The sequence below is a fragment of the Pseudogracilibacillus sp. SO30301A genome (assembly GCF_037072025.1).
GTDB lineage: Bacteria > Bacillota > Bacilli > Bacillales > Amphibacillaceae > Pseudogracilibacillus.
Map to the genome: position 1 here is coordinate 119985 of NZ_JAXHDD010000004.1, position 14182 is coordinate 134166.

Annotated in this window: 11 protein-coding genes and 2 pseudogenes; 2 read left to right on the forward strand and 11 right to left on the reverse strand. The window is 38.8% G+C overall.

The window, feature by feature from the left end; all coding sequences use genetic code 11:
- Positions 1 to 2: 2 nt before the first annotated feature.
- The 6 genes from SPD89_RS04075 to SPD89_RS04100 all read right to left on the reverse strand — a co-directional run bounded on the left by SPD89_RS04075 (position 3) and on the right by SPD89_RS04100 (position 8473).
- On the reverse strand, positions 3 to 1307 hold the full coding sequence (locus SPD89_RS04075; protein ID WP_336260679.1) for an RAMP superfamily CRISPR-associated protein: 1305 nt from the start codon (positions 1305 to 1307) through the stop codon (positions 3 to 5).
- Entirely contained in the window at positions 1300 to 3384 is a 2085-nt protein-coding gene (locus SPD89_RS04080; protein WP_336260680.1) for an RAMP superfamily CRISPR-associated protein, read from the reverse strand. Before SPD89_RS04080 ends, SPD89_RS04075 begins: the two co-directional genes overlap by 8 nt.
- Complete coding sequence (locus tag SPD89_RS04085; protein WP_336260681.1) at positions 3381 to 5741, reverse strand: DUF6602 domain-containing protein; 2361 nt, start codon at positions 5739 to 5741, stop codon at positions 3381 to 3383. Before SPD89_RS04085 ends, SPD89_RS04080 begins: the two co-directional genes overlap by 4 nt.
- A 10-nt stretch (positions 5742 to 5751) precedes the next feature.
- Positions 5752 to 6672, reverse strand: coding sequence for a DUF6602 domain-containing protein (locus tag SPD89_RS04090; RefSeq protein ID WP_336260682.1), 921 nt, complete (start codon positions 6670 to 6672; stop codon positions 5752 to 5754).
- A 10-nt stretch (positions 6673 to 6682) separates the two neighbouring features.
- Positions 6683 to 7588 (reverse strand): CRISPR system precrRNA processing endoribonuclease RAMP protein Cas6, encoded by a 906-nt coding sequence (cas6, locus tag SPD89_RS04095; RefSeq protein ID WP_336260683.1) that lies wholly within the window; start codon positions 7586 to 7588, stop codon positions 6683 to 6685.
- A gap of 666 nt (positions 7589 to 8254) precedes the next feature.
- A complete protein-coding gene (locus SPD89_RS04100; protein ID WP_442961045.1) occupies positions 8255 to 8473 on the reverse strand; it encodes an FIMAH domain-containing protein in 219 nt (72 codons plus the stop codon).
- Between the two features lie 630 nt (positions 8474 to 9103).
- On the opposite strand from SPD89_RS04100, the gene SPD89_RS04105 reads away from it, so the two are divergent.
- Positions 9104 to 9739: a LysE family translocator gene (locus SPD89_RS04105; protein WP_336260685.1), complete on the forward strand. Its 636-nt coding sequence runs from the start codon at positions 9104 to 9106 to the stop codon at positions 9737 to 9739.
- Positions 9740 to 10138: 399 nt separating this feature from the next.
- On the opposite strand, the gene SPD89_RS04110 is transcribed toward SPD89_RS04105, so the two are convergent.
- The 3 genes and pseudogenes from SPD89_RS04110 to SPD89_RS04120 all read right to left on the reverse strand — a co-directional run.
- Positions 10139 to 10612 carry an ABC transporter permease gene (locus tag SPD89_RS04110; protein ID WP_336260686.1) on the reverse strand — a complete coding sequence of 158 codons (474 nt, stop codon included), beginning with the start codon at positions 10610 to 10612 and terminating at the stop codon, positions 10139 to 10141.
- A 298-nt stretch (positions 10613 to 10910) separates the two neighbouring features.
- On the reverse strand, positions 10911 to 11660 hold the full coding sequence (locus SPD89_RS04115) for an ABC transporter ATP-binding protein (protein WP_336260687.1): 750 nt from the start codon (positions 11658 to 11660) through the stop codon (positions 10911 to 10913).
- A gap of 173 nt (positions 11661 to 11833) precedes the next feature.
- A pseudogene (locus SPD89_RS04120) lies at positions 11834 to 11980 on the reverse strand (response regulator transcription factor); the annotation flags it as partial.
- A gap of 637 nt (positions 11981 to 12617) precedes the next feature.
- On the opposite strand from SPD89_RS04120, the pseudogene SPD89_RS04125 reads away from it, so the two are divergent.
- A pseudogene (locus SPD89_RS04125) lies at positions 12618 to 12954 on the forward strand (cupin domain-containing protein); the annotation flags it as partial.
- Between the two features lie 53 nt (positions 12955 to 13007).
- On the opposite strand, the gene SPD89_RS04130 reads toward SPD89_RS04125, so the two are convergent.
- Entirely contained in the window at positions 13008 to 13400 is a 393-nt protein-coding gene (locus SPD89_RS04130; protein ID WP_336260688.1) for a disulfide bond formation protein DsbD, read from the reverse strand.
- Between the two features lie 222 nt (positions 13401 to 13622).
- Positions 13623 to 14144, reverse strand: a complete 522-nt coding sequence (locus tag SPD89_RS04135; protein ID WP_336260689.1) for a GNAT family N-acetyltransferase — start codon at positions 14142 to 14144, stop codon at positions 13623 to 13625.
- Positions 14145 to 14182: the final 38 nt, after the last annotated feature.

The following is a 14182-nucleotide window of genomic DNA, read 5'->3' on the forward strand; positions in this document are numbered from 1 at the left end:
TCCTATTTCCCCCCACAAATGTAATCAATAGCCGCCTTCGCAAATTCTGGCTTGTCAATAGTTTGAATAGGCTTTTCTATTAATTCAAAAATCCCTCGCCCTACTGACGTCTCTCCCCCTATTGCTAACAAACCCCCAGCTAAATCTTGAATGAGCCAATTCAATATGCCTTTAATTGCATCATCCGAAATGACAGATGATTTACGAACACCTTGTTTGCGCCAACGAATGATTAAACTGGTTTGCCCTTTGCATACAGACTCACCTGTAAATAACGTACCGTCAATGGTTGCACCTGAGAAGCGATCAATGGCATTACGTGTTCTTGTTAACGGAGCTGAATCCGTCACGACCGACTCTTCAAACTGTAGAATGGAAGGTGTGGCATGATTATCCCCATGCTTACAACCGAATAATTCCTCCACAATATCATGTTCCTGCTTCTTGCCCGTTACTTGTATAATGATATCTTCCAAGCGCTGGCGAAATGCCCCTGCCCATGTCGATCCTGGAATAACAGGTTGATTGTTAGCTCGTAGAAAAGTATAGTCTAAATCATCCATTGTTTTGTAATCACGAATTAAAAGCGTATATTTAATGGTTAAAGGCACTTCGATCTTTTCCAAAATCGTGTATTTAGATAGAGTATGCGTAATATCTTGTGCTCTTTCAAACTTATCCCTTGACCAGTCTAACCATTTTTGGACCTCCTTTGGACTCGTATATAAAAACTCTTTTTCCCGTACTTCAGTTATGGCCAGCTTCCCGTAACCACGATTTGTTCTCCCACCCAAGGTTAATTCCCCATTGGACATTGCACTTATAAGAGCATGCACCATTTGCTTATCCTTATCCGCCTTTGAACTGTTTCGTTCGATATATTCCAAATACATTGTGAAAGGGGTTCCCGTTTCAATAACTTCCACATCGAATTTCCCAGTTTTGTATGCAATTTTATCACTTAGTTTTACATGATCACGGGTCTTAATAACTCTTTGGCAATCCAATTGAAGATCGGATATAAAAATACGACTTTGCCTAAAATCACTCTCATCGGTATTTTTCGCTCCAAACAGAGAATGGATGGACTCTTCGCCAATGGCTTGCTGATCCGCTGTGCTGATTGATTCTAACCAATCCCGAAATGCTCCTGCAATGGCGGTTCCAGCGATAAAGGGGGTTCCATAAAAATCGCGTAACACATCCATATCTGTATGAATATTTTCACCTGAACCTGCTAACAATGGTGTGGCAAGCTCTCCTTTCAAACGGATATACGTACGCCGAACTATTTTATTTTTAACCATTTTTCCTCACCTCCAACTTAATTGCATGAAAAAAGTATTGAATAAAGGTCTGAGAATTTTCCTTCAATTTTTTATCCCCAAATTTTATAAGTTTATCAGGAAACTCCTTTGGTAATGTAAAATTTCCGTTTTGTAAACAATATTGCTCCAATTTATAAATTTGCGAGTTGCTATATTGTTCGAATAGCATCACCTGACTTTTTGCAAGCTCAAGTGCTTCTCTCTTTTCTTTCAACGTTGTTTTTGTAACTTCTATTTCTTTATGAATAGACTCAAGGATACTAGTCAACTGATCATCCAATTGAGAAACTTGCTTAGATGTATGCAAATTCATTTTAACCGTTTCACAATGCAAAATTCCTGGCAATTTCTCATTGCTTAATACGAGAACTTCACCGCAACCTTGGCTGTTTTCTTCTCCCCATTGTTTTCTTTCTAGCAACGACCAGTCTACTTCCTTATTTGTAGATACAACGAGTACTGTTCCAGCATCCAATGCTGGTCGCTCTTGTTTCGGTAAACGCCATTTTGCATGATAACCTGTTAAAATGGTTTGCTTCAGATATAGCTTGTCCACTTGTAAATCAGCGCCAACTTCCCTTTCGAATTGCTTTATTAATAAAGATGGATCTGCTATATAACGACCGTGTTCGTTTTGCAGAGTGAGCGGCGTTGCTAAATAAATAACGGCCTGTCGATCTCCTGTTTGCGCCTGCTCCATGTTAAATTTGGGCAATTGATCGATCATTTCCACTTTTGCAGCCCCATATTCTGCCGTCCGTGAACGCCCCAGATGAATGGTGTGATTCACTTCTTTCAACAAGGAAACGAGCATGTCAATATCTTGTTGTTCTCCTTTGAGCTCACCTACAAAGCTTTGTCCGGCACTTAAAGATGTATAGTAATAAAATTGACCCTCATCACCTTGCACAATAGCATTTGGGGTGTCATTTAAGGCCCGGCCATATTGACGATCAGCAGGTCTGGAATGGTGCATACGAAATTGTTGCTCTGGTTCGTGTAACCGTAGCTTATCTTCTTCTATATGTACGAATGCGCCGATTTTCCGTAACACAGCCTCTTCTGTTTTTTGATTTTCGAACATCGCTTTATCGGTATTTTTGATCCATTGAATATGGGCAGGACAAGGCATATATCGATGGTGATTCACTTCTGGATAGGCGTAGCCAAAAGACACACCCCCTCGTAAAAACAGGCGTGCAAACTCTGGATGCTTATGAGCATCTTGTCCCAGTTGATGTTTTTTAATATAAAGACTTGCAAAAACGCCTAATAGAGCGCTGCCTGGCACAAACTGAGTACAGCTATAATAAAGGCCCTTATTTCCTGCTAATAAAGCTGGCTGTTGCAAGGTAATTCGAAACGCTCGTTTGCCTGAATTTGTAATGGCCTGTACAGAAGCTGGTGCTGACTTTAGTTTACACTCAATTTCTCCCAAACCTCTTGTACGTCCGTAGCCAATACGGCGTAAACCTTTTACACATTGTTCTAATAACAGTTTATGATCAGCATTCTCTAAGTCGATGATGCTTTTAAAAACAAGCCCTTTATTAATGACTTGAATTGTACGCAAAGTACCCGTTTGTGCTTGTCCGTCTTCTGTTGCTGTTTTCGTGTAGAGCATTGTAAATAATGCTAATAAATCTGTTTCTCGATAGGATTTCAACTGTTCTAGGAAAGACTCATAATTAGAAATACAACATTTATTTTTTAGGGAAAACTCGTCATGATGAGAACATTGTTTATTGTCTATATCTTCTTTCCTAGCAAAATATTTTTCCGGTATCGCACAAAGCTTGGCATCATAGATCTTAAAACCGGATGCAAATTGTTGACCTGCCTGGCCAAACAATTGATTTACCGCTTTCTCGTTCGTACCCCCCCAATCGACTAATTCCTTGGCGACACCGCGCAATGCACCTTTAATACGTTTGGCCGGAATGATAGGTATGCCATTTTCATGTGTAATTTCATGATCGACGAGACCTGCTACACTGTCACCACTCCCAGGGCTTACATCACTTTTTAAATGGATGTACAGTTCAAATCTAATCATAAAGTCCACTCCTTATCTTTGCCAAAGTCGATTAACTGTAGCGCATCAAAAAGCATCCGTTCATCAGCATCAATGTTCTGATAACCTCGTGATTCCGCTTCATCTTTTACAAGCCGCACCGCAGTTCCTGCATCTTCTCTCGATCTATCCGCTTTTGCGATTTCATCGGCTTGTAAGTAGGCCTTATATAAAGCAATTAAACGGGAACGTGGCCAACGATTTTCTGCATGATTCAAGTCTTCGATCAAATTCCACAATGCTTTCAGTTCTTTAACATCGTATATTTTGTCTGTAAGATAGGGCTGACTTGCTCGCTTCTCTTCCATTTGCTTCACGTAACTTCCCCGCACCAAATAGAAATCAAAATAGGAGGAAGTCGTGCTTTTGTAGTTGCTATAGTAAGATTTCTTAGCATTTTGGCAGCATTGCTCTGCTATGTCGTAAGCAAGTTCAAACGGAAAGTGACTATGCACAAAAGCTACCCCTGCGCAAGCACGAATCTGACCCTCTTCCTTTTCCAATTGCTTTAAAAAAGCGAGTGTAAAAGGAATGGCTAAATCTCCTTGACAGATAAACGTAACATCATCGCCATCTAAAATAAGCGGGCGCATAGGAAATTTTTTGGACTGTTTATTAAAATGATTCACGGTTTCTTCAAATGTCTTTCTAAATACACCTGTAATTCGTAACGATAATTCGCGATGTTTTTTAAATACCTCTTCCATATCCAAATTTTTCCCTGCACCTTTTAATTCTCGTTTAAGCCAATCTCCCATACCATTGCCGTCTATATGTACAACACCAATATAGCTGTCCTCACCTTTGTTTTTCTTTAAATCTTCTGTCTCTGTGACAAAAGTATTGTTAAAATCTTTCAAATAACTTTTACCCTCTGTTGCTTTTCGTTTAAGCCATTGCTCAGTCGATAGAGGAGATTTGTCAATCTCATGTGTAATCGGATCGCCCTTAAATGGCTCTTGGGCAAATATCGGCAAGGTTTGATTGAGTTTGGTACGTATCTGCTCGGCTTTCGTTTTTGCAAGCTTAGGCATGAGTTCTTCGAAGTATAATTGTGCGTAATGTTTATTCGTTTCCAAAGTAAACGGAATAGCCTCTGTCGCCAGTGTTAAAGATGCACTTTCTTGCAGCACTTTAAGTGCGAATGCGCGGTTCGCTTGGGTGTACAGCTCCCAATCCCTATAAATAACTAGAGCATTTCCACCGCCAATATAAATAATTTCTGCTTGCAGGTTTTTGTCAGCAAAAATTCGAACGTCATTTGCCGTATTATTATTACTTTTCCATTCTGTCTCTACCTTGTATTTCTCAGCGCACTTTTTCAACACTTCAACAAAATACTCTTCAACCATTTTGCCCACAATATAAGAGCCACCCATATTCTCTTTCATGCGATTGGAAGCAAAGATATAGTCTTGAATACCTGTAATATCATAAATAGCGAGTAAATAATGATGATTAGACTTTTTCATTATATTAACCTCATCCTTTTTTTCTTGAATTTCCAAAGCTTCGTTAAACATCTGTGCATAGGATTCATGCGGAAAAAAGATCGGATTATTGATCACCATTAACAATTGATTTAATTGCATATTAAAAGTGAGCAATGGGTTTTTATTTGTCTTTTTATCCATAATTATGAGCCCTTTTAAAGTTCGTTCACTCGTAGATTTAGGCTGATAACTGCTTAATTCGTTGTAGCTTGCATTGTAGAGTTCTAAATGGTAATGATTAAGCTCTCGATACCAATTCGCCATATCCCTTTCATCAGTAACCAGAACTTGCAATTTGTTTTCTTTATCAGGATGTAAAATAAAATCAAAGCTTCTTGTGAAATCTGCCTTTTTATTTGTACTTAGGTTAGCTAGTGTACATAGAATAAGAATGGGACGTGTCGCCGTTTGTGTTTGCTCTTTATAATGAACCTTTGTATCTGACAATTCATGCTTAGTCCGTGTATAGGAGTTCAATACTGGCATCAGTTTATCAATTGTGCTCGCCCAAGCTGTCACATTGTCTGTGTCTACATTGTGACTTTTACTTTGTATAGCTACTGCAACTGCTTCAATCGGAATAAACTTCATATTGCCATAATTAAAAACATACGGTGTATATTGCTCATCATATATAGCAATATCGATTTCAGCAGAGACTTGACCAAAGGAATCGATTAAAAAGACACTTTGCGCCAGTTGAAATTTTTTCGGTACGATACTTGCAAACACATCCAACCAAATGAGTTCACGGCTTGTTCCAGAGGTCACGTGATGATTAGGTGTCTCGATTTGTAATTGATTGGAGATCGCCTCTGCTATAGTTTGATAATGTTCTTGAATCATCGTAAGTGTTTCACTCACTCATCTCTCCTCCCCTGTTAAATGCTCGAACATAGGATTGATGCGGGAAAAAAATCGGATTGTTAATCAGCATTAACAACTGGTTGAACTGAAACATTAATGAAAGTAACACATTATTTTTCCCTACGTTCAAATCCTTAAGCGTACGTTCGGTACTTTGAATACCCTTGCCCTTTAGATCTTTTAATTCTTCCTTATTCTCATAGCGATCTAAATTATAATGATTTAACGATTCATACCATGTATGTAATTCTGCATCTTCACAAGAAATATGTTTATGTATTTCTTCTTGCTCACCTTCTTTAAAACATACGGACAAAATAATATCAAATCCGGATGCTAAATCAGCTTTTTCTGCTGTGGTACAGAGAATCGTAATCGGTCTTGTTGATGTTTGGGTTTGCCCTGGGGAAAGTATATTTGTGTCTAATAGAGCTGTTTGAATGCGAACATAAGCGTTCATATCAGTCTTCAACTCTTGAATGGATTTCAACCAAGGTGTATATACTCCTAATGTTTCTGATTGCTTTTGCTGCGCTCGCCCCAATTGTTCCTGTTGATCGTTTTGTTTCTCTTCTAATTGTTTTCTTAGCATTTTATTCTCACAAAGCACGACTGCAAATACCGCTTCAATCGGAATATATTTGATGGTACCGTAGTTAAATATATATGGCGTATACTGTTCATCATAAACTGCTAAACTTACTTTTTCTGATACACCTTGATACGAGTCAATGATGTAAACATTTTTCTCCACGCTATATTTGGTTGGTATAATGCGCTTAAATACGGGCTGCCATATTTCTTCTGCGCTTGATGTATTACTGCTTTCATCGATCCAAAGTTCTGTTATTAACGTCCTTTCAAGATTTCGATAGTTTTCAACTAATTTTGTCATTACCTTACTGTTCATTTCTATCACCTCATAAGTAATCAATTGTGTAGTAGCCAAATCCATGTGTAGGATTACGACCAATATGAAGCAATTTTCCCGCTTCTAAAAGCGGTGTAAATGGGGTAATATTACCTTGATAACAAACTGATCCTGTAATCGTGTCCATTTCTAAACTCTGATTCTTTTGATTCATAGAAAACCGCTTGAATTTTGCTTGTTTCCAGCACTGATTGACCGCCCGAACTTTTCTTGCTTCTAATAACATATCCTCATCATCCCATTCCAAATTATACCCAGCATAAGCATGGGATAGGAGAGCAATTCTTCTTGTGACTGCACGAATGATATCTTCAAAGGTGGGGGCTGTAATTAACCGCTTACTTTTTTGTAAACGTAAGGGGTCAGGAAATTGCATAAATACAAAGGTCGTCTCTCGGTCATGACAGATTAGTTGTTTTGGTTTTGCATTTTTCAGCCACAACTTATTCTCACACCAAATCAGTTGATTTGTAGTGGAATCTATTATTTTTAATAATTTAAATGGAATCCGTGCTGCACCCCATCCTAAGTGTTCCATTTGTTGCAAGACTTGCACAATAAGGCTTGTTTCTTCACTAGCAACACCTAGTAAAGTCAGATCAAATTCACATATATCCCCCTTCTGCCATGTTGTTTTATCTTTCGTTAATACATGCAATACAAAAGGATTCACGGATCCAGCTGCATTTTTAGGCGACACAAAATAGTTTGCGTATTCACACGTTGTTGCTAGACTACAGTTATAACATTTTACATTAGGTGTAGAACAAACCATTTGGCGAAAGCTGTGCCCAATCAATCCCCTTACAGTTGAGCCAAGATAGGGTGGTAATAGACCGGCATCTTGTGCCACGAATGTTATACGCAAAGTAATCCATTTCATATATGGAAACATTTTCATCTTTCCTTCTGCATTTTTTAAGTTAATTTGTCACTTTATAGTAATCATACACGAGATCGCAAACTTTGCACAATTATAATTAATGTTTTACTCTTGTCTTATTCGAAATTTTCTTGTGAGGATTCCTACCTAGATCAATAGAGTCTTTGAAAAAGGTAATGTACAGATCATTTATTTAATGCAAATTGTATTTCATAGCAATGGTCACAGGCAAAAGGAATTGATACTGTAAACACTTATATTTCAATTTCACCCAATATAATGATACTTTTTTCAAATGCAACCATATACCACAGGACTTAATACTCAAATGGTCTCAGAAACGATCTCCCAAACGCTATATCTGAGCATTACAGTTGGAGATGTAGGTGAAATTACTTTGACGCGCTCTCGCATGACCATTTTTTCTGTTTACTTATGATAGCAACACGAAACCAGCCTCTACCTTGAAAACATGGTGAAGGCTGGTTTACAAGTACTATTTTACATCATCTCTATATTCTAATTTGTATATAGACGCAATCACCCGTTTGATATCAACGTGTTAATCAATACAATCTCCAGTTTTCTCCAAATGGTAACTCAAAGCTGCAAAGGCGATAAACCAATAACTTATCAGTCACCACCGTGGGTATTCGCTAATAAAAAATTGCACCTACTTTAAGGGGTTGGTTGGTAGGCTTCATCAGAAATCAAATGACTGTTCTTTTGGTGATTCAGCAGTACAGTAAAACCTTCTAAATGCTTCATCACTTTTTGTTCCTTTTTTTCTTTCTCAAAATGATCTATGGCCGACAACTGAAGGCTCAATGCATGAACAACCTGTTGATTGGCAAAAGCAGCTGGATCATCTTCATAATATTGAATGGCTTTTTTTATCTCTGATGCACCTGTATCCTTACCCCTTTAGAATTCCCTGACTATTTGGTTCTGGGGCTCTTGATTGTAGACACTTTTTACAATATTATTAATAACATGGGTAATTTCGCTTCCTTTTACCCCGTTCAGCCAGAGTGTATTCATGTTATGCATTTTCATACCTGGAACGTTAGGGACACTTATAACTGTGCAGTTTTACAGGAGCATTCGTGAAGTTTGAATAAACACCCAATCCCCAGGCTTCATGAGAAGTAACTGAGGGTATTACCTTATAAGATGCATAACCTTCGTCGGTACCATGATTACTCATTCAAGAAACTTGATTAGGGACATCGTAAGGTTCTTCTGATTGGTAAAGGTAGGTGAACAACCGTATTTTGATCAACAAACAGTATGTTTTATATTTTTGAACAGATCGTCGATATCTCTGTATACGAGTTGTTTACGAATAATAAAGTTATTTAAAAAGATGGTATGAAAGTCAGATTTCCATACCATCCTTTTCAGTTTTTCTGTATAATAAAAAAGAATATTTCGATATTCATTTAGTTTTAGATTGAGTAAAGAAATAGCATATCATGATAATGAAAATGTTATGATTTTTTTATGGTAGAGAGGTGGAGTGACAACATGTTTTCATTTATTGTCATTGTGTTTCTTTTATTTTTAGTCCCTGGTCCTGCAGTGATTATTACAATTTCTCAAACGATAAAAAGTGGGAGAAAGAATGGTATTATGACTGCTTGTGGAATCGCCTTAGGGGATAGTATTCATGTGTTGTTCGCTGTTTTAGGGTTATCAGCGATATTATTAAGTTCTGCTCTAGCATTTGAAATCGTAAAATATATCGGAGCTCTTTATTTATTTTACTTAGGGATTCAAATGTTACGTACAAAGACTAAACAAAAAGAAAAATCAAATCTTGAACAAACGTCTGTGAGTATAGATAATAACCCGAGTTGGAAATCAATTAAACAAGGCTTTTTAGCGGAAATATTGAATCCTAAAACAGCATTATTCTTTTTAGCATTTTTACCTCAATTTATCCAAAATGACGGAAGTAGTGTGACATTACAACTTGTTGTTCTGGGTACTGTATTTGTACTAATGAGTATTGCATTCACTTCTTTTTTGGCTTATTGTACAAGTTTCATTGGAGCAAAGATGTTCAAAACATCAGGCATTTTTGCTAATAAAGTCGAGAAAATTGTCGGATTGATTTATATTGGATTAGGTATACGTTTAGCACTTCAAACTCAAGAATAGATGGCGAATACAACTATTCGTTTCCCAAAACTTACCTTTTTCATGATTCCTATAAAATTATAGAATAAAAGAAAAAGCTTATTTTTAAACAACCTTAGTAACCATCTATCAGTGTAACAGATAGATGGTTACTTTACTTCCAAGCACAAAATTAACAAACCCCATTTTCGGGGTAGTACCAGTGAAGCCAACACCACCCGCACTAAAAATATGTCAAGGTTAAATACTACTTCCCAATAAAAGCATATTTTTGTAAAGATTTCTCAAACATAATCATCTTATTCCCCGCTCCAGCGGAAAAACCGTGAGGACAAAATAATAGATATAATGGCGACACCAATGAGAACCGCAACATCCACGCCATTCTCCCAAATCGGGTGAAATTCCATGTTTGCCTTATTAAATCAATGACGTAGTAAAGCGGAAGGATGTGGGCGATAACACGTAATACGCTTGGCATCCATTCAATCGGAAAGGTGCCGATAGAAAAATCATCAAATTCAAGGCAAGTGAATTGATGGCTAAGGCAGTCCGAACGTTTTTGGCAATTGAATTGATCAACAGTCCGAACGGGAAGAAGGCAACCAGGCTTAATAGGATGGTCAATAAGGTGCTCCCCAAATATTTCGGTACATGTAAATTGAAGACGAGGTATCCAAAAATGAGAATAATTACGGCGCTGATGGTAAAAATGACGGTTCCCTGCACGGTTTGCGCCGTTAACACCATCCAGGGCCTTACTGTTGTGACCTGATAGCGTCGCAAAATGCCTTTTTCACGATAGTTGGCCATCACCGTTCCGATTCCGAAAAACGCAGTGGTCAAGATGTTCACCGCAATCCGGGACGGGATGTAAGCATTGCTATATGTCATCCCACCGATTTTTGCGCTTCCGAACATCGCCCCGAATAACCAGATCTCAGAACCGGAAACAAAAAGGTCCAGAACACGGCCATTTTTTCTCGAAAAAATAACTTTGTTTCTATTACCGACAGGTTCACAATTTTATTCATGTTGATCGCTCCTTTAACAGGTGAACAAACAAATCATCAAGTGTGCCTCGCTCGAAACGAAATGCGGTCACTTTCCAACTGCGTTCATCACATTCTTTTAAAACCAGGTAGGCAGATCGCTGGAGGTTATCCGTTTGAATTCTCATCCGATCCCCGGATTAATCCACATGAATCACACTGGGCAGGGCGATCAAAACATCTGGTTCAACATCGAAACTCTCAAACGCTAGGTAGTTTGTCGCCAGGTCTTCAAGCAACACATTCGGTTTTCCAAGTGCCCGGATTCGACCATCGTACACCATGGCGATCCGATCGCAAAGTTTTTCGGCTTCTTCCATATAATGCGTTGTGACCAGGATGGTGGTTCCTTGTTCCTTCAGGGTATGGATGACTTCCCACAACTCGCGGCGTGCCTGCGGATCGAGCCCCATGCTCGGTTCATCCAAGAATACAATTTCGGGTTGATGCAAAACAGATAAAGCGAGCGTTACCCGTTGTTTCCAGCCACCGGAAAGATCCTTGAAATACGAATTGAGTTTGTCTTGCAATTGTAACTGTTCAATGATGTCTACCAGAGCATGTGTGTCATAGAAAGAGGCAAACAGATTTAGCGCTTCCTTGACCTTCATTAACTCCTGTATGGATGTATCCTGAAACTGCACCCCGATTTTTTTATTTAATTGATAGCGGTCGGACTCCTTGCCGGGGTCATGGCCGAGTACGTGCACGTTTCCGGAATCTCTTTTCCGCAATCCTTCCAGAATCTCGATGGTTGTGGTCTTACCGGCACCGTATGGACCAATGATACCGAAAATTTCTCCTCTTCCGACTGTAAACGAAACCCCCTGTACGGCCCGAGTTTCCCCGTACTGTTTGGTTAATCCTTCAACTTCAATCACATGTGGCACCTTTCTTATCTCCTTCTCTCATAAAATAATGAATGGATGAATATTCTTCAATCTTGCATCATAAGAAAAAAAGCTATTCGTCTTTAAGAGATCAGTAGTCAGATGACAGATTTGAATAAATTTGTAGTAGAAATGAATTTATACCCTTTCTTCCCTATAAAATCAGTTTTGTATTACAAAAATGGTTCTTCCGGCAGCCACCCTTTGTTTTCGGCAATGGCGATGGCATCCATCCGGTTTCTCGCTTCCAGCTTCTGAATAATTTCGGAGATGTAGTTGCGGATCGTAGCTGGAGAGAGATAAAGAGTTTTACTGATTTCTTTGACGAATCTCCCTTCTTCAGGTGCAACAGAATAAATAATCAGAGAAATCAACGGGGGAAGCTTAGTGTCCAAGTTCATTTGGGGGCTTATGAGATAGACCCGTAATGAAGTGAATGAGGGAAGGAGGGAGGAAAATATGCAGTTCTCCAAAAGCACCAATTACGCCTTGCACGCCTTAATTCATTTGGCTCACTCGGAGCCTCAGGGGCATAGAAAGAGGAATCATGTATGCTGGGGAACTAGGAAATCCAGGTTTTATCCCCCTTCCATTTTTCTTCCTTTTGTCCACGCCCTAAAACAAGCCAATTCTGGAATGGAGTCAAGGGCGAAGCGTAGCGGAGGGCAACGCCTTTACCCTTGACAGAATGGAAGCATTGAAAGATTCACTCTAAGTTGCAACAATTTTGAATTAGAGCTTATCGAAGAATGCTTCGTCCGGATTTGCTTGGAATCACTCTTATACTATCAATTAATTAATTTAATGAAGCATTATGCATTATAATTTGAAAAAAAATTCTTACCAATAGAGGACAAATTTTAATTTCAACTTACTCTGCATAAAATTAGACTAATACACAGGAAAGGTGATGAGCCGTATGGAGATAGACCACGAAATCAAGCCTTCTTCGGAAATATACCACAGCCGATAAGGAATGATGGCGCTGGTTGGTGGGATTTAGGTCCAAGGGACGTTATGCGAGACTACGAGAACCCCGACATGCTTGTTCCTCCCGCCACCAATGCGGGGGATGCTTCCTAACTTAAAGTTTTCTTTCTCCGATTCCCATATGCAGTTAAATCATGGTGGCTGGTCACGCGAAGTGACAGTTAGACAACTTCCAATTGCGACTACGATTGCTGGGGTGAATATGGCTCTTACTCCAGGTGGTGTGCGTGAATTACATTGGCATCAGCAAGCGGAATGGGCAATCATGCTTGTGGGGCGAGCACGCATTACATCAGTTGACCGATCAAACAATATACCGCAAACGGGAGCGATTGTTGGATTTATACTAAACAAAACTTAAGATTTATTAGCATTTAAACCACCGTATACTTTATAAACAATGCTGCCAAATGTAAACTTAACAGGGTATAATGAAATAATAATAGCAATTATCTGGCTGAATGTCTTGATTACTCCTGTAAGATGTAATTTATCGTTAATGACGTAATTTGCTAATTGAATTAGACCAAACACAATACCCACCGATACCGCTAACGCAAACAAAATTAAAACAGCTTGTGATATCGACAGTTTTCCTAACTTTTTAATGCTGCCATCACTAATTGAAAAGCTGATATAAGATAATGGGAGTAACAACAAGAACCAACTTGAATAGCCAAATACAATCCAAGAAACCCCCATTACTAAAAGTAAAATCCAACCGATTATGTTAAATGTTTTTTCGCTCACTTTTCCTTTCACCCTACCTTAAGAATTGAAATATTCCCGTTATACCCTCTTTTTAAATACGGATTAACCTCTGCTTGAGTTTCACTCTTCTACAAAAGACCCGATGATTGAATAAACTTTTAAACAAACGCGCCCGTTAGCTGTAGAGCTGATTATCGAAATAATCCCAAAGGCGGGTGTTTTGAAATAGGTTATAATCAGTAATCAGTTGAATATTTTCCCTTATAATTTAAAACGCCAATCATTGCATTTCATCCAAGTGCCAGGTGGGAACTCAAGGTTTGTCTCACCGACAAACAAAAACCCTAATTTTTCACATATTGCATTGGATTTTAAATTGTCGACTGATGGAAAGGCATGTACGAATCCGTGGGGGGCATCAGTTCGTAAAATGCTTAACAACTTTGCTGTTGCACGTTTTGCAATTCCTTTACCTTGGAAGCCCGGTAAAACCATCCACCCTATTTCATAAACATCCTGATCTCGCCATTGTGTTTCCCAGTAGCCTACGTTGCCTGCAGGATGGACACCAAACATAATGGCGAACATACGTGTCTTACCAGGAACAGCTTTAAGATAGCGTTGGTGTCGATCTATCACCTTTTCCTCTGTCTCCGGCCCCCCAAGGTATTCCCACATCTTTTCAGTATTCATGCTTTGCAATAATGAGAGATCTTCTTCAATCCACGGACGGATAGTAACTTTAGTTGATGCTGGTTGGTTTGGTACTGTATTTTTCTCCAAAACTTTCACCCCCTAACAATAACTAACTCGGTCTACCG

Excerpts from the sequence above, each read along its gene's own strand:
- SPD89_RS04085 (WP_336260681.1), bottom strand. The coding sequence starts at position 5,741 with ATGATTCAAGAACATTATCAAACTATAGCAGAGGCGATCTCCAATCAA.
- cas6 (WP_336260683.1), bottom strand. The coding sequence starts at position 7,588 with ATGTTTCCATATATGAAATGGATTACTTTGCGTATAACATTCGTGGCA.
- SPD89_RS04080 (WP_336260680.1), bottom strand. The coding sequence starts at position 3,384 with ATGATTAGATTTGAACTGTACATCCATTTAAAAAGTGATGTAAGCCCT.
- SPD89_RS04110 (WP_336260686.1), bottom strand. The coding sequence starts at position 10,612 with ATGACATATAGCAATGCTTACATCCCGTCCCGGATTGCGGTGAACATC.
- SPD89_RS04090 (WP_336260682.1), bottom strand. The coding sequence starts at position 6,672 with ATGAACAGTAAGGTAATGACAAAATTAGTTGAAAACTATCGAAATCTT.
- SPD89_RS04075 (WP_336260679.1), bottom strand. The coding sequence starts at position 1,307 with ATGGTTAAAAATAAAATAGTTCGGCGTACGTATATCCGTTTGAAAGGA.
- SPD89_RS04105 (WP_336260685.1), top strand. The coding sequence starts at position 9,104 with ATGTTTTCATTTATTGTCATTGTGTTTCTTTTATTTTTAGTCCCTGGT.